The sequence below is a fragment of the Nostoc foliaceum FACHB-393 genome (assembly GCF_014698505.1).
Lineage (GTDB): Bacteria > Cyanobacteriota > Cyanobacteriia > Cyanobacteriales > Nostocaceae > Nostoc > Nostoc foliaceum_A.
This window is the reverse complement of the sequence record NZ_JACJTD010000055.1, coordinates 1-16435: the sequence shown is the minus strand read 5'-3', so window position 1 is coordinate 16435 and position 16435 is coordinate 1. Positions and strand designations below refer to the sequence as shown.

Here is a 16435-nt window from a genome sequence, read left to right as displayed (position 1 = left end):
TTATTGTTCAACACTCATCAGAATCTACTACATTTTTGAGATAACAATGACAATCTGGCTTATCAATCAGTGACTCCACTAAAGCATTCAGGGCAGTTGCAGCTAAAGCGCCACCTCCCAAAGTCCCTGCAACTGTAATAAAAGGTATCTCTTGCTGCATCAGTTGTCGCTTGGCTGCGGGAGCATGACTAAAGCCAATGGGCATTCCAATTACTAATGCAGGCTGAATTTTTTGATTAGTGATTGCCTCACAAACTTCTACAAGCACTGAGGGAGCATAACCAATTACCAGTACACAACCTTTACTTACTTGCTGCAATTTTGATCGCCATTCTCGATGTTGCCAAAAGGCAAGTTCTGCTTCTGTGGCGGTGGTAATATGGGGATTATCAATCAAAGTTTCGATACGGCATCCCAAGTGAAATAGTCGGGTTTGATCCAAAGCCGCAGCAACCGTTTGGGTATCGACAACAATTTGACAGCTTGAAGATAAAGCTTCTCGACTAGCTGCGATCGCATCTCGACTCAACTTGATAAAGGATACTAAACTCACATCGCCACAAGCCAAAACCAACTGAGAAATTAAGTGTTGTTCAATTTCCGAACGGTGAGACAAATCAGGTAGTAAGCGTTGTAGCGATTCTGAAAATGCTTCCGAGTGCGTATGAATTTCGGCATCCAAACCACTCCAGAGGTTTTCCAATCCCCCTAATCCAGCTTGAGTTTCGACATCAAGTAACTTGAGTTGTGCCAAAACTTCCGCCTGCATAATTTGACAATGGCGATCGCGCCCCAATAATCCTTCTAATGCTGATGCAGTTTGTCGCAGTTGAGAAATTTGTTGCATCACCGCGCGATATTGCTGTTGAAGTTGTCCCATTAGGTTAATAGTTGTGTCGGCTTCTGGTTCCACTTCCAAAATATTGCGGATATGGTTTAGCTGAAACCCTTGCTGCTTAAGTGCTACAATTCGCTGCAACCTGAGAACATCTTTTTTGGTGTAGAGACGGTAATTGCTCTGCGATCGCACTGGTTGCGGTAGCAGTCCCAATTGATGGTAATGGCGCACCATTCGCGGAGTTAAACCGCCTCCTACCAAGTGCGTTAACTGTTTAATTGTCAGTTCGCTACTTTTGATTTCCACGAATTATGATCTTAAAAAGGTTGATTGTTGCCAAAGGAGCATTGAGGAAAGGCGATCGCTCCTAATCTTGACTTTAGCTTAGTTAAACTATAAGTTACTTTTATTTCGTGACTTCGCTGGGGAGTGATTTGAAGAACTGTTGCAAGGCATCTTCTGTCAAATAAGTTATGACTTTTTCTTTATATGTCAACAACGATGCATTTATGGCTTCCTGTTCGTTGACACACACTGCCACTGCTTCAAGTTTAGGCTGTGGTCTAATCAACTGATAACCAAAAGATGTAATACCTATAACTTCCCGTGCAGTCACCGATATCCTCTTTTTATTTTCATCCCAAAGGTTGCTCCATTTTAACGGAGATGCGAGGTGAAATTCAGCCAGTGCGTGAAGGCTTCCTAGCAACCATGCATCATTAGCAAGTAGTGACCAGTTTTCTGAACTCAAAATGCTACCACTTTGTTGATTAAAATCTTCGTGTAGAGTCAAGAGGTTCTTTTTCATATCCTCATCAATGCTAGGAAAGCTTTCATCTGAGGGAATTAAGACAAATTTACCATCTGCTCCTTGAGCTTTAAGTTGTAAACGTCCAACGATGGTAATACCTAAAAGTGATCCTGCCTTTGCTTTTTGATATATGGCATAAGCTACATCTATCTTTTGCGGTTGTAGAGATGAATCTGAGTAATAGGTTGAACTACAGGACTGGGCATCCTTTGTAAAATCTTCTTGGGAATTGTACATATTCAATTTGTGTTAGTACTTTTGCAACAATTCACTTTCAAAAAAGCGCTTATCTGATAAATATCAGCCTGATATTAGCATTAACTTTACGATTATTAAAAACAGAAACATCCCTAAGCATAGTTAGATTGCACATCAACTTTGATGAATTACTCGGCACGCCACCACTCAGACTTTTGATGCAGCCACCCTTCGGCAATAATTAATTGTTTTGATTTCGCTGCGACAAAACAGATTTTCTAGATCAACTTGAGCAACGCGGCGATCGCCAAAAGCCTAGACAATTCCAATGTTAATACTTAATTACATCAACAGTTATTTGTAATATTTATTGAAGTATTAAGTATGGCATTTTGAAGTGCGGAATGTGGGTTACGGCACTATACGCACTTTTGGAGTATTTTTCACAATAAAGCTTGACATTAACATCAATGTCAAGGTTTAGCGTGAGAGAGTCCCTGTTCATTCACCTCTCATGCTCTACCCCCAACGTTTGGGCCAATTTACCAGAGAACACGCAGATACCTTGGCAGCCCTCCTTTGTGGGTTACTGCTATTTCTCGGATGGTTCGCCTTACATCTTGGCGCTTTGGGATTGGCGTTGCTACTGCTACCTGCTGCTTATGTCATTGGTGGTTACGAAAGTGCGCGGGAAGGATTGACTACCCTTTTCAAAGAAAAAGAACTCGATGTAGATTTGTTGATGATTGTGGCGGCTATTGGTGCTGCTAGCCTCGGCTTATGGCGAAGAGAATATTATCTAATTATTGATGGGGCAATTTTGATTCTGATCTTTGCTATCAGTGGCGCACTAGAAGGCTATGCAATGGCGCGAACTGAGCGGAGTATCAGGAGTTTGATGAGTCTGACACCAGATACAGCAAGGGTTTTACTTCAGGGAAGGGAAGAGGAAATTCCTATCACTCAGCTAAAAGTGGGTGATGAAATTGTCGTCAAACCCGGAGAACTAATTCCTACTGATGGAATAATTTTATCTGGTTACAGCACTCTCAATCAAGCTGCGATTACAGGCGAGTCTTTACCTGTAGAGAAAACAGTCGGTGCAGAAGTATTTGCCGGCACACTCAACGGCTATGGTGCATTGCAGATTAAAGTACACAAACCAGCCCAAAGCAGTTTGATTGTGCGGGTGATTCGCTTGGTAGAACAGGCGCAAACAGAAGCACCACCTTCGCAAGAGTTTATTGATCGCTTTGAGAAGGGATATGCCAAAGTCATTGTAGTAGCCGGAATATTACTGGCAACTTTACCGCCATTTGTTTGGGGTTGGGATTGGGAAACAACGATTTATCGAGCGCTTACCTTCCTGGTGGTTGCTTCTCCTTGTGCGCTGATGGCTGCAATTATGCCCACATTACTTTCGGGAATCGCTAATGGTGCAAGACAGGGGATTTTGTTTAAAAATGGGGCGCAGTTGGAGAAGATTGGTAAAGTCAGAGCGATCGCATTTGATAAAACTGGTACTCTAACAACAGGACAGGTGCAGGTATACAAGGTAATTTCAGTTAGTGAATACACACATGCAGATGTATTAAAAGCCGCCGCTAGTGTGGAATCCTCTTCAGAACATCCCATAGGTAAGGCAATTGTGCAGGCGGCTGGTGATTTGGATTGGGTTGGTGCAGTTCAAGTGCAAGCTATACCTGGACAGGGAATTGTGGGAATCGCTCAAGAACAACAGGTAATTGTAGGGAATGCCGTTTTTGTGCAGAAATATGTGACAAATTTCCCTGAAGAATTACGAAAAATGGCTCAATCTTTAGAGCAAGAAGGTAAAACTGTGGTTTGGGTAGCACAGGGAAGCAGGGGAGCAGAGGTGATGGGTGTAATTGCGATCGCAGATGAAGTAAGATCGCAAGCAACGGCAACCATTACTCGGTTAAAGAAACTGGGAGTTGAACAGATTGTCATGTTAACCGGAGATAATGAGGAAACTGCTCACAGTGTTGCCAAAGCAGTAGGAATTGATCGGGTATATGCTCAACTTCTACCAGAAGATAAGCTTGATGTTATCCGCAGTCTACAGCAACAATATCAAACAGTTGCAATGGTAGGTGATGGGATCAATGATGCACCAGCCCTAGCGCAAGCATCTGTAGGTATAGCGATGGGAGTATCTGGTAGCGATGTGGCATTGGAAACCGCAGATATAGTACTGATGGCAGACAAGTTAGAAAAAATTGCCGTGGCGATACATTTAGGTAGGCGATCGCAATCCATAGTCAAACAGAATATATTCGTAGCGTTGGGTTTCATTATGTTGCTTTTGGTGGGCAACTTTCTAGGAAATATTAACCTACCCATCGGTGTGATTGGGCATGAAGGTTCTACAGTATTAGTTACCCTTAGTGGTCTAAGATTGCTGAAATAAACCACTCTTCTCTCTTTATCTCTGTGTCGCGCCAGTTGCTACAAGTCAGGGAACCGCAAGGGCGCACTGGCTTCTCTGCGCCTCTGCGGTTTATTAAAATTTGAAATTAGTATTCCCCATCTCCTCATACTACGATGTTTATAGGGGACAGGGAAGAAGGGCATAAAAGATAGGGGACAATTAATTACGAATTACGAATTAATCCTCAGCTTTTGTTGAATATGCAGGAGTTTTACCATCCAATGAAACTGTATCTGTTTGCAGTTCTTGATGCCGATTTGGTTTGATAAAGCGCTCTGTTGTCGTCTTAATAACGATATACAAAATCGGTACTACAAACAAACTCAAGAAAGTCGCAATTAACATTCCACCAAATACTGCTGTTCCCAAAGATTGCCGACTTCCCGCGCCAGCACCTGTAGCAACAGCTAACGGGAAAATCCCTAAAAGTGTAGAAAATCCAGTCATCAAAATTGGACGTAACCGTTCTTGTGAAGCTTCAATTACTGCTTTAGTAATTGAAAGCCCTTGCTCTCGTAATTGGTTAGCAAATTCCACAATCAAAATAGCATTTTTACTAGCTAAACCGATCAACATTACTAGACCAATTTGACAGTAAACATCATTAGCAAAACCCCGCATTGATTGAGCTATAAGCGCTCCAAATATAGCTAAGGGAACTGATAATAGAATGATAAAGGGGTCAATGTAGTTCTCGTACTGAGCGGCTAGTACTAAAAACACAAAGATTATTCCTAATCCAAAGATTAGGGGTGCTAAACTACCAGAATCTATTTCTTCTAATGCAGTTCCTGACCATTCATAGCCATAACCTGCTGGTAAAACTTCTTTAGCAACTTGTTCCATTGCTTTAATTGCATCTCCAGAACTATAACCAGGAGCAGCGGCACCATTAATTTCAATTGAGCGGAAGAGATTGTAGTGATTTATCGTTTGCGCTCCCACAGTCGGAGTAACTGTTACTAAGTTACTCAAAGGAATCATTTGATTCTTTTGAGAACGAACGTATAGTTTACCAATATCTTTTGGATTGGAACGAAACTGTTGATCTGCCTGGACATACACCCGGTAACTACGCTGCTGGAGATTGAAATCATTTACATATTGTGATCCCAAAGCAGTTTGTAAAGTACTGAAGATATCATCTATGGAAACTTGCAATGATTTGGCTTTATTGCGGTCAACTTCCACAAGTAATTGTGGTGTATCTGCGGCAAAAGTGCTAAATACAGCTTGTAATCCTGGTGTTTGATTAGCTTTACCCAGCAACTTACCCATCGACTGGACTAGATTTTCTAAACCACTGTTACCTCTGCGGTCTTGCAGTTGAAAGACGAAGCCGCCAAAGTTGCCTAAACCCTGAATTGGGGGCGGATTCACAGGAAAGACCCTGGCTTCTGGGATTGCCAATAACTTCCCTTGCAATTTGCCAATAATCGCCTGTACTGATTGATCAGGTCTTGAGCGTTCTGCCCAAGGTTTTAAAGTTGTAAAGATGATGCCGCTATTGGCGGTGCTACCACTAAAACCAAATCCTCCCACGGCGAAAGTCCCCAGCACTTCTGGAAGTGGCTGGATTTCTTTTTCTACCTGTGCCATAACATCGCTGGTATATTGCAGCGAAACGCCTTGAGGCCCTTGGATGATGGTGATGAAATATCCTTCATCTTCATCGGGTAGAAAGGCTGTTGGTACTGTAGTGTACAGCCAAGCAGTCATTCCTAAGGAAACGATAAACAACCCAATAATGACGCTTTTAAAGCGTGTGAGAAAATTTAGCGATCGCTTATAATTATGCTGTGCCCAGTCGAGAAAGCGATTAATGTGGCCAAAAATCCAACCCAGCCAGCCTGAAGGTCTTTGTCCTTGACGCAGCAACACCCCACACAAAGAAGGTGTCAGAGTTAAAGCCAAAAAGGTCGAAATCGCAATGGAAAAGGCAATAGTAAGAGCAAATTGCTGATAAAGTGCGCCTGTGGTTCCTGGAAAAAATGCCACTGGCACAAACACCGCCATCAATACTAGTGAAGTGGCAATAACCGCGCCAAACAGTTCCGCCATTGATTCACTAGCGGCTCGGCGAGGACTTATACCTTTATCCTTAATAAAGCGGCTAATTTGCTCTACTATAACGATCGCATCGTCTACCACCATCCCAGAGCCTAAAGTTAGACCAAACAAAGTCAAACTATTCATGGAAAAGTTAAAAACTTTGACGAAGGCAAATGTCCCAATTAAGGAAAGTGGAATTGTCAACGCTGGAATTAAGGTAGTTCGCCAGTCTTGCAAGAACACAAAAATTACAATTACAACCAGCACCACCGATTCAATCAGAGTCTTGATGACTTCTGCCATCGACTCTTCTACAAATGATGTTGTGTCAAAAGCTACCTGATATTTCAGCCCTGGGGGAAAACTTGGTGCTAATCGCGCTAGTTCGGCTTTGACTCCCTTAGCCACATCCAAGGCATTACTACCAGGAACTTGATAAATCCCTAAACCGACAGCATCGTTACCACTAAATCGCAGAAATGAACTGTAGTTTTCTGCACCCAGTTCTGCTCTACCCACATCTTTGAGCTTAACTAATGTGCCATCATCTTCAGTTTTGAGGACAATTTCTTCAAATTCTGATGGTTCTGCTAATCGGCTAGCAGCACGCACATCAAGTTGATACTTTTGTCCTTCAGGAGCCGGTTCTTGTCCAATTCTCCCTGCACCAACTTGCAAGTTTTGTTCAGATAAAGCATTCGCTACATCCTGAGTCGTTAGTCCTCGACTGGCAAGGCGACTCGGATCTAACCACAAGCGCATTGCGTAGCGGCGTTCACCAAAAATTTGAGCGTTGCTTACCCCTTTGACTCTTTTTAAAGCATCTGCTAAGTAAAGGTCGGCATAGTTGCTTAAGAATATATTGTCGTACTCTTTATTTTCAGCGAATAAACCAATTGCTAAGAGAATGTTGCTAGACTCCTTTGATACCCGCACTCCCGTGCGCTGCACAGAGTCTGGTAGTTGTGGTTGGGCAATAGAAACACGATTTTGCACATCCACAGCCGCAATATCTTTATCCCGCGATGAATCAAAGGTGGCTGTAATAGTACTAGTACCATCGTTACTGCTGCTGGAAGTAAGATATCTTAGTCCCTCAATCCCATTAATTTGCCTTTCTAAGATATTTGTCACCCCACTTTCTACGACTTCTGCACTTGCTCCGTTGTAGTTAGAAGTTACACTGATTTGAGTGGGACTGATTTCTGGGAACCTAGCGATCGGAAGTGTTGCAATACTGATTAATCCTATTAAAAGGATAAAGATCGCACAGACCGACGCAAAGATTGGCCGCTTAATAAAGAAGTCAACAAACATAGTTTAAAAAATTGGGGATTGGGTATTTGGCATTGGAAAGAGGACTTGGGGACAATGGGAAAGACTTCTCACTCAAGTCCCCTTGTCCCCAATTCTCCCCTGCTCCCGTCTTCAACTAAGGCTTTAGACTACCCACTTCTTGTGGTGCAGGAGAGATAGGAGCGCCATTAGTTAGGTTGAGAATACCGGAAACAACTATTTTGTCTCCAGTCTTTAGTCCGTCGATAACTTGATAATTATTCCCCTCAATAACTCCCAATTTCACAGGTTTTTGTTGAGCCACTAAAGATGGTGCTCCAGGTTTAGGCTTTTCTGCTGGCGCTTGAGCCACAAACACAAAAGTCTCCCCACCCAAACGAGATACTGCTGTAACTGGAATTAAGATTCCTGGACGTTCGTTCCAGATCACTTTGGTTTGCACTGTCTGGCGATTGATCAGTTGACTTCTAGAATTACCAAAGTTGGCTTTAACTAAAACTGTCTGCGAATCGGAACTGGCATTTGGAGAGATGAAACTCACCTTCCCCCTTGCTGTGGGTTGACCTTGGGCGTTCAGCATTTGCACTGGTAATCCCAAGCGCAGATTTTTGGCTTCTTCTAGCGGAACGGAAATATTCAGTTCTAAAGAGTCGTTTCTAGTTAATGTAGTGAGCTGGTCTGCTTTTTCTACATAATCTCCCACCTTTGTTGGAATATCACCAACAATGCCAGTGAAAGGAGCTAGGACTTTTGTGTATTGCAGTTGGACTTGAGCAGCTTGGACTTGGGCAGCTGCTTGACTTACTTGCGATCGCGCCTGGGCAATTTCTTCTGGGCGGGAACCATTTTCTAGTTGCCTTAAGTTTTGTTTCTGTTGTTCCAGAGCACCAGCTAGCTCATTGATACTAGAATTTCTGCTTTTGCGAACTTGGTCTAGGCGTTTCTGGGCTACGACAAGGGCAGCTTCAGCACTTTCCTGTTCTTTGACATATCCTTCTAAAGTATCTTGGGAAACTGCACCCTCTTTTCTCAATTGTGCGTATCGCTTGGCTCGTGACTGTGCTAGTTCCACATCAGATTTAGCTGACTGAATTTGAGCCTCAGCCTGAGCAATTTCTTCTGGTTGCGATCCCGATTGGGCATCTCTATAACGAGCTTGGGCTTGGGTTAACTGCGCTCTAGCTTGGGCAATTTCTTCTTGTCGCGTGCCCGCTTTGAGTTCAGCAAGACGTGCTTGAGCTTGTTCTAGTCCAGCTTTTGCTTGTGATAATTGAGCTTGGACATTATCACTTTCCAGGCTAAGAATGACTTGCCCTTGTTGAACACGGTTGCCCTCTTGGATGAAAATCTGCGTTACTCGTCCTTCAACCTGTGGCTTGATGATTACCGAACGTGGAGCCTCTAAGGAGCCAATAAACTCCGAACTTTCCTGCACAGTTTCAGTTTGGACGGTTGCTAGCTTGACGGAAGCTATAGGTTGACCAGCAGGTGCACCAGCACCCGCTGGTGGATTGCTAGCATTACTAGTTTGCCACCAGCGCCAACCAAAACCAACACCTGCAATTAATAGGACGATTCCCAACAGCAGGGGCCAACGCCGCTTTTGAGGTGGCTTAGGCGATCGCTCTAACAATGGTTGCGACTCTTGACTAGAATCATTAACAGTAGGCTGTTCTATTTCAACGGGCAGATGAGAATCAGGGAACTCAGAATGGGACATCTTCGGTTTCTTGTCTTGTGGATTTAGACTTGGGCAATCTACTCTTCGCTAAAAAAGCATTGTTTGGATCATTTTTTAGCCCTTTTTTCTTGATGTTGGTGACAAATATGTATTTGGGTATTTGGGCGATCGCTCACGTTGTCTAGCACCTAAAACAAACAAATAGTCTTCAGCACATTATGGTTATTTTGTAAATTATTTAACTGCTATCAGTTTTTTAAAGTGTAATTTATAAAACTTTTTTAGTCAGTAGAAACCCATGATTTTAGCTCAGAGAGAAAACACGGTTTATCTTGCTGTCGCAAACACCTCAGTTGCTGCATTTATCAAGCGTGCACGAGTTTGTGCCGTCCTTGATGCTAAGTTTTCTACAAGTGTTTGCAAGCGCTTGCTTGCATTATAACCACATAAAAGATGAGATTAGTACAAGTTACAGATGAGTTTATCGCTCTTAAATCGTAGTGAATACTGATCTTAGGGAAGAGAAGGTTATGGAGCGATGCCAATGGCGGGCTACCTATGCTGTTAATTCAGCTTTATTAAGCAAGGTTGAAAGTTTCATAGAGTTATCCTCACTAAGAATGATGTGCAATCAATCAGTGTTCTCTAGAATCCTATTTTTGAGCAGTCTCAACTTCCTACACTTAGGTCACCCGATCGGTTGATTTGTAACTCACCCATTTGGGTGATTTAATTTTTTCTAATTATGGCTTTGTCTTCCTAGTCGCTTAATGTTCGCTAATTAAGAGAGCATCCTATTTTTATCAAAAAATCCCCAGTCTCCAGGCCTTTTCAACCATCCACAACTGATTTTTTGGAATTTAATTTCGACAAAGTACCTACAGTTGATTTTCGGTTAGCAACAATATGAGAAAGCAGCCCTTCATACCGATTAAGTGCTTGCTCTAAGGAATAGTTTTCTTCGGCAAACTGTCTTCCTGCGTTACCTAGCCTCGCCCCTAGAGTAGGATTAGCATATAAATCATGCACCGCAGTAGCCATTGCTGAGGGTGATTCTGGCTCAACAATTATCCCACCACCACTGAGTTTGATTGCTTTAGCAGCAGTACCAGTGGCGGGAACTGAACCCACAATCGGGCGACCACTCGCCAACAGCAGTGGTATTTTTGAAGGCATATTGAACGAAATCACATTGCGCTTTTGCACAATCAATCCTACATCAGATGCTGCTAGCATTTCGGGTAGTTTTTCTCGTGGCTGCAACGGTAGCAGCAAAACATTATCTGCTCCATTTAAAAGACAATATTCTTGCAACCTTTGCAATGCTATTGATTCGCCAACGATAACAAAGACAATCTCCCTAATATGGCGCAAGTAAACTGCTGCTTCTATTACTGTTTCTAAACCTTGCGTTAGAGCAATATTGCCCGAATAAAGTACTACAAATTTCCCATCCAGTTGATGGCTAGATATCCAGGAATTGTTTTGTTTCGGTAAAGGGCGGATGAAATTTACATTCACCCAATTGGGAATACAAACGATTTTATTAACAGGTACTCCCTTATTCACTAAATTCTCACGAAACCCATCGGCGATTACACTAATAGTATGTGCAGTCCGATATGCAAATTTCTCTAGGGCTGCAAGAGTTCGGATCATCCATTTGTTCTTCAAAAGCCCGATACGCACGGCAGCTTCTGGTAAAATATCTTGCACATTTAGAACTATTGGGCAGTTGTATAACCAACCAAATATTGTTGCTGGTAATGTACCTAAAAGAGGCGGAACTGTTAAGATAATCACATCGGGACGTTCACCTTTAAAGGCTTGGGGTAAGCTCGTGAAAACAAAGCTTAACTCCAGTAACAGCCGATCTAGGAGGTTAGGTTTAGACTTAATTCGGAGGTAACTTCGTTGAATGGTTACACCATTTCTTTGTTCAGTAAGGTACCACTTACCCCGATACTCATCATAAATTTCGCGCTGAGGATAGTTGGGCATTCCCGTAATCACCCGCACTTCATGACCTCGCTTTACTAGTCCTTCTGCCAATTCAGTCATTAACGGAGCAATTCCAATCGGCTCTGGATGATAGTTGTAGGAATAAATCAGAATGTGCATGAGCTATTTGTGAATTTTTTGAAGACAGCCTGAGATCATCGGATTTATTCCTTAATAGTCAGTAGGGGCTGCTACTTTTATTACTTGTTTTAATTTGTAAATTTGTTTCATTAACATTGCGTTAAACATTGTTTATGAATATTTGAGTGATTTTTAAAAGAGAGTTTTTCTATTATATTAAATCACCTAACAATCAAAATATCACATTGTGTAAATAGCTTGGGTTTCTAGTGGTTGTTTTAAAAGTTCCAGAAGACATAATTTTCTGGTTCTGACTTGGATTAACTACAACGAAAACATAAGGTTTCAGTTATGTACTGAAATGCTTTGCTGTGCTCACCAGGAGAGTAAAAGACCCTTTTAAAACATCCTCTTATAGACATAGGTTTTAGTTTCTGGCAATCATGACAATATTTGCCCTGGTTGTTTCTGAACTAATGCCTAAATTTACACTTGGGGGATTGTAGCATTATATTTAAGCTCGTGCATATAACCCGCATTCCGCCCTTTAAACTGGCACATCGTATAGTGTTGATGGCGAACCAATGAGGTTGAATGATAGCCCCACCAGTTAACTGAACTAGTAGGGCTAGAATAGACATTTAGTAAATTTGGTAAGCTCTGACTAGAAAGCCCTAATTTATAGCAATCGGCTTGCTTTGTCTTCAAAGTTGAACCTACACCCAACGTAGCAAAGGCTACGCCTACGCAAGACTGGTTGCTGTGGTAGCAGCGATTTTGGCGAAAATATTTTTCATTGTCATAACTCCAAAATTTATTGCCATGATGCAAATATAAATACATCAGGCAGTAGGAAGTTTACGATATCAATCTGTATAAGTAAATACTACGTAAAAGTATAGTGGCAAATGTAATAAATCAATTCAGAGAAAAACTTGTTTTTTAAATTTTTAGAGAAAATGCCAAGTCTATCTAACAAATCTAAGCTCAACTTTATCCATTTTGATGTATGTAGCAAGGTTTATTAGCTAAAAATCACGAGCGATCGCCTGATAATAACTGATAAAGTTGAGCTACGCAAAGTTGAAAACAGTGACCTATGCCTGCGTTTCTATTAGAAGTTGGTACAGAAGAATTACCTGCAAGCTTTCTCAGTGATGCCTTAATACAGTGGCGAGAGCGCATTCCTCAAAGTTTGGAAGCAAACAGCATCAATGGCGAAAGTGTTCAGGTGTATGGTACTCCTCGGCGTTTGGCGGTAGTGATTAAAGGTCTACCATCCCAGCAAGCAGACCGAGAAGAAGAAATTAAAGGCCCCCCTGCCCAAGCCGCCTTTAAAGATGGTCAGCCTACTCCTGCTGCTATCGGCTTTGCCAAAAAGCAAGGTGTGGAATTGGATGCGCTGTTCCTTCGCCCCACTGACAAAGGGGAATTTGTCTTTGTACAAAAAAGAATTCCCGGCCGTCCTGTGGCGGGAATTTTGACAGAACTTGTTCAAGAGTGGATTTGGGGTTTAGAAGGTAAGCGGTTGATGCGTTGGGGTGATGGAGATGCGAGGTTTTCCCGACCAATTCGCTGGCTGGTAGCTTTGTTAGATGAGACAGTGCTACCTCTAGAATTAGTAAATGGTTCTAAAACGATTCAGAGCGATCGCATTTCTCAAGGTCATCGCGTCTTGCATCCTGAACCTGTGACAATTGCTCAAGCTACTGATTATGTTACCGCTCTCAAGCCTGCCTATGTCACTGTTGACCCAGAAGAACGGGCAAATATTATCAAAGAGCAAGTAAAGGCAGTAGCAGAGAATTTAGGCGGGTATACAGTAATTTACCCTGATTTATTAGAGGAAGTAACCAACCTTGTAGAATATCCTTCTACAGTTGTTGGTAAATTCGAACCAGAATTTTTAGAATTACCAACTGAGGTAATTACTGAAGTCATGGTTACTCATCAGCGTTATTTCCCTGTATTCAAACCAGATAGTTCTGAGCAAGAATTATTACCTAATTTCATCACCATTTCTAACGCTGATCCCAAAAAATCAGATATTGTTGCCGTCGGTAATGAAAGGGTAATTCGTGCCAGATTAGCTGATGGGAGATTTTTCTACGAAGCTGATTTAACTAAACCAATAGATAGCTTTTTACCACAGTTAGAAAAAGTCACTTTCCAAGAAGAATTGGGTTCGGTGCGTACCAAGGTAGATAGAGTAGTTAAGATTGCCGAGCGAATAACCACCCAATTAGAATTAGCGGAAGATCAAAGCCAAAAAGTCCAACGTGCCGCTTTATTATGTAAAGCAGATTTGGTCAGCCAAATGGTGTATGAATTCCCGGAATTGCAAGGCATCATGGGAGAAAAATATGCCTTAGCCAGTGGTGAAGATGCCGAAGTCGCAAAGGCAATTTACCAACATTATTTGCCTACAGGAGCCAGTGATAATTTCCCCGAAACCCTTACAGGTCAAATTGTCGGTTTAGCAGATAGATTAGATACCTTGGTGAGTATCTTTGGTTTAGGTTTAATTCCCTCTGGCTCGTCTGATCCCTTCGCCTTGCGTCGTGCTGCTAATGCTGTAGTTAAAATTACTTGGTTTTATAATCTGCCGATCAATTTAGATGATTTATTGGCACAAATAGCCACAGATTTTGCAGCGAAATATCGGAAAGATCAGGCATCTCTAACCGCAGCATTACAAGAGTTCTTCTTACAACGCATCCGCACTTTACTACAAGAAGAAAAACAGATTGATTACGACTTGGTAAATGCAGTTTTGGGAGAAAATGACCCAGAATACACAGAACGGACGTTAAAGGATTTATTGGATGTCCGCGATCGTGCCTTATACTTACAACAAATCCGCAACGACAGTACCTTAGATAACATCTACGAAACCGTTAACCGTTCCACACGATTAGCCGCCCAAGGTGATTTGGATACAAAACAGCTAGAACCGACATCCGTAGTCCGTCCAGAATTATTCCAAAAGCCCTCTGAGACAGCTTTGTATAATGCCTTAATCGAATCAGTACCACAAACTCAAGCAGCACAGCAGACACGAAATTATCAACTGTTAGTAGCAGCACTAGCCAAAATTGCCCCGACAGTTAGTAACTTCTTTGATGGCCCAGATAGCGTATTAGTTATGGACTCCAATCCAGAAGTTAAACGTAATCGATTACACTTACTTGGATTAGTTCGCAATCATGCCCGTGTTTTAGCTGACTTTGGTGCGATCGTCAAAAATCTGTAGCGTAGGTCAACAAAAAGTTGTGTAATTTTTGCCAATAAACGCTACTATAGGGAGTGCTTAACCAGGGACACTCTGCTGCAATCTATGTCCAGAGCTACTGTAATTGGATTGGGAAAGTCCGGTGTTGCTGCGGCGAGATTGTTGAAACGGGAAGGTTGGGAGGTGGAGCTAAGTGATAGCAATACCTCCGAAACCCTCCTACAACAACAACAAGAACTCGCTGCCGATCAAATAACCGTGAAACTAGGCCAATCCCTAGAATTGAATGGTGCTAATTTACCCCAATTAATAGTCGTTAGTCCTGGCGTGCCTTGGGATATTCCCGTATTAATCAAGGCACGCCAATTAGGTATTGAAACCATTGGGGAAATGGAACTCGCTTGGCGAAATTTGCGATCGCTACCTTGGGTAGGAATTACTGGCACTAACGGCAAAACTACTACCACAGCTTTAATTGCTGCCATTTTCCAAGCAGCGGGTTTAAATGCACCTGCCTGCGGTAACATTGGCTACGCCACTTGTGATGTTGCCCTGTCTTGGAAGGGGAGAGGGGCAGGGAGCAGGGAGCAGGGAGCAGGGGGAGCAGGGGAGGTATTTGATAATTCTTCACTCCTAACTCCTAACTCTTCACTTGATTGGGTGATTGCGGAAGTTAGCAGCTATCAAGTAGAATCTTCCAATTCTCTTGCACCCCGTATCGGTGTTTGGACGACTTTCACACCGGATCATCTTAGTCGCCATAAGACTTTAGAGAACTATTACAACATCAAAGCCAAGCTATTGCATCAGTCTGAGTTGCAAGTGTTCAATGGCGATGATCCTTACTTGAGGCAACAAGGTTTAAGTGCTTGGCCTGATGCTTATTGGACAAGTGTCAAAGGAAAAGATTTCCTGATTAGCGAAAAAGGCTTTTACATCGAGGACGACTGGGTTGTGGAAAAATTAAGTGCAACCTCTGCACCAGAACCGATTGTGAAAGTATCTACTTTGCGGATGGTGGGAGAACATAACCAGCAAAATCTCTTGATGGCAGTAGCAACGGCACGATTAGCGGGAATTAATCGTGATGCGATCGCACGTGCTATTGTTGAATTTCCTGGCGTTGCTCATCGTTTGGAGCATATCTGCACTTGGGAAGGTATTGATTTCATTAACGATAGCAAAGCCACCAACTACGATGCTGCCGAAGTTGGTTTAGCATCTGTAAAAAGTCCAGCGATTTTAATTGCTGGTGGGGAAGCCAAAGCAGGAGATGATACTGGCTGGCTAGCACAAATACAAACCAAAGCTGCTGCTGTGTTATTGATTGGCTCTGCTGCACCCGCATTCGCCCAACGTCTCCAAGAGGTGGGGTATTATTCCTACCACATCGTGGAAACTATGGAAAGGGCAGTCTCCAGATCGGCGGAAATAGCCAAGGAGTATCAAGCGCCTGTAGTGTTACTATCTCCGGCTTGTGCTAGTTTCGACCAGTACCCGAATTTTGAGGTGCGGGGCGATCATTTCCGTCAGTTGTGCCTTGCTTGGGCGGAAGCAGAGAAGCTTCAATACAACTCGATTCTTTCATCTTCTCTGCCTTAATTCATTTATTGTGTGACTTGCAGTTACACAGTGAATGAATTATGTAACCTAAAAGTGCGGTGCGATCGCATTATTCAGATAGACTTAAATATTATATAGGACTAGTATTTGATTTTTGAAAAGATACGTAGGGTGCGTTAGCGACAGCGTAACGCACCATTCTTAAGGCTTTGGTGCGTTACGCTGTCGCT

Annotated in this window: 9 protein-coding genes; 3 read left to right on the top strand and 6 right to left on the bottom strand. The window is 42.6% G+C overall.

Features of this window, described 5'->3' with window-relative positions; translation table 11 throughout:
• Positions 1 to 7: 7 nt before the first annotated feature.
• On the bottom strand, positions 8 to 1138 hold the full coding sequence (locus H6G92_RS29780) for a precorrin-8X methylmutase (RefSeq protein WP_190899253.1): 1131 nt from the start codon (positions 1136 to 1138) through the stop codon (positions 8 to 10).
• A gap of 106 nt (positions 1139 to 1244) precedes the next feature.
• Entirely contained in the window at positions 1245 to 1886 is a 642-nt protein-coding gene (locus tag H6G92_RS29775; RefSeq protein ID WP_190899223.1) for a hypothetical protein, read from the bottom strand.
• Positions 1887 to 2361: 475 nt separating this feature from the next.
• Between H6G92_RS29775 and H6G92_RS29770 the strand changes: the two genes are divergently transcribed.
• Positions 2362 to 4278 (top strand): heavy metal translocating P-type ATPase, encoded by a 1917-nt coding sequence (locus H6G92_RS29770; RefSeq protein ID WP_190899221.1) that lies wholly within the window; start codon positions 2362 to 2364, stop codon positions 4276 to 4278.
• A 198-nt stretch (positions 4279 to 4476) separates the two neighbouring features.
• Here the strand turns inward: H6G92_RS29770 and H6G92_RS29765 are convergent, their stop codons facing one another.
• From H6G92_RS29765 to H6G92_RS29750, 4 genes are all read right to left on the bottom strand, one after another.
• Entirely contained in the window at positions 4477 to 7668 is a 3192-nt protein-coding gene (locus H6G92_RS29765) for an efflux RND transporter permease subunit (protein ID WP_190899219.1), read from the bottom strand.
• A 115-nt stretch (positions 7669 to 7783) separates the two neighbouring features.
• Positions 7784 to 9367 (bottom strand): efflux RND transporter periplasmic adaptor subunit, encoded by a 1584-nt coding sequence (locus tag H6G92_RS29760; protein ID WP_190899217.1) that lies wholly within the window; start codon positions 9365 to 9367, stop codon positions 7784 to 7786.
• A 792-nt stretch (positions 9368 to 10159) separates the two neighbouring features.
• Positions 10160 to 11449: a glycosyltransferase family 4 protein gene (locus H6G92_RS29755; RefSeq protein ID WP_190899215.1), complete on the bottom strand. Its 1290-nt coding sequence runs from the start codon at positions 11447 to 11449 to the stop codon at positions 10160 to 10162.
• A gap of 447 nt (positions 11450 to 11896) precedes the next feature.
• Positions 11897 to 12253, bottom strand: a complete 357-nt coding sequence (locus H6G92_RS29750) for a hypothetical protein (protein WP_190899213.1) — start codon at positions 12251 to 12253, stop codon at positions 11897 to 11899.
• A 256-nt stretch (positions 12254 to 12509) separates the two neighbouring features.
• On the opposite strand from H6G92_RS29750, the gene glyS reads away from it, so the two are divergent.
• Both glyS and murD read left to right on the top strand, forming a co-directional pair.
• Positions 12510 to 14663 (top strand): glycine--tRNA ligase subunit beta, encoded by a 2154-nt coding sequence (gene glyS, locus H6G92_RS29745; RefSeq protein ID WP_190899211.1) that lies wholly within the window; start codon positions 12510 to 12512, stop codon positions 14661 to 14663.
• Positions 14664 to 14747: 84 nt separating this feature from the next.
• Positions 14748 to 16244 (top strand): UDP-N-acetylmuramoyl-L-alanine--D-glutamate ligase, encoded by a 1497-nt coding sequence (murD, locus tag H6G92_RS29740; RefSeq protein WP_190899209.1) that lies wholly within the window; start codon positions 14748 to 14750, stop codon positions 16242 to 16244.
• Positions 16245 to 16435 lie beyond the last annotated feature (191 nt).

What these genes read in the sequence shown, in the direction of transcription:
- H6G92_RS29775 (WP_190899223.1), bottom strand. Translation starts at nt 1,886, where the DNA reads ATGTACAATTCCCAAGAAGATTTTACAAAGGATGCCCAGTCCTGTAGT.
- H6G92_RS29770 (WP_190899221.1), top strand. Translation starts at nt 2,362, where the DNA reads ATGCTCTACCCCCAACGTTTGGGCCAATTTACCAGAGAACACGCAGAT.
- H6G92_RS29765 (WP_190899219.1), bottom strand. Translation starts at nt 7,668, where the DNA reads ATGTTTGTTGACTTCTTTATTAAGCGGCCAATCTTTGCGTCGGTCTGT.
- H6G92_RS29760 (WP_190899217.1), bottom strand. Translation starts at nt 9,367, where the DNA reads ATGTCCCATTCTGAGTTCCCTGATTCTCATCTGCCCGTTGAAATAGAA.
- H6G92_RS29755 (WP_190899215.1), bottom strand. Translation starts at nt 11,449, where the DNA reads ATGCACATTCTGATTTATTCCTACAACTATCATCCAGAGCCGATTGGA.
- H6G92_RS29750 (WP_190899213.1), bottom strand. Translation starts at nt 12,253, where the DNA reads ATGTATTTATATTTGCATCATGGCAATAAATTTTGGAGTTATGACAAT.
- glyS (WP_190899211.1), top strand. Translation starts at nt 12,510, where the DNA reads ATGCCTGCGTTTCTATTAGAAGTTGGTACAGAAGAATTACCTGCAAGC.
- murD (WP_190899209.1), top strand. Translation starts at nt 14,748, where the DNA reads ATGTCCAGAGCTACTGTAATTGGATTGGGAAAGTCCGGTGTTGCTGCG.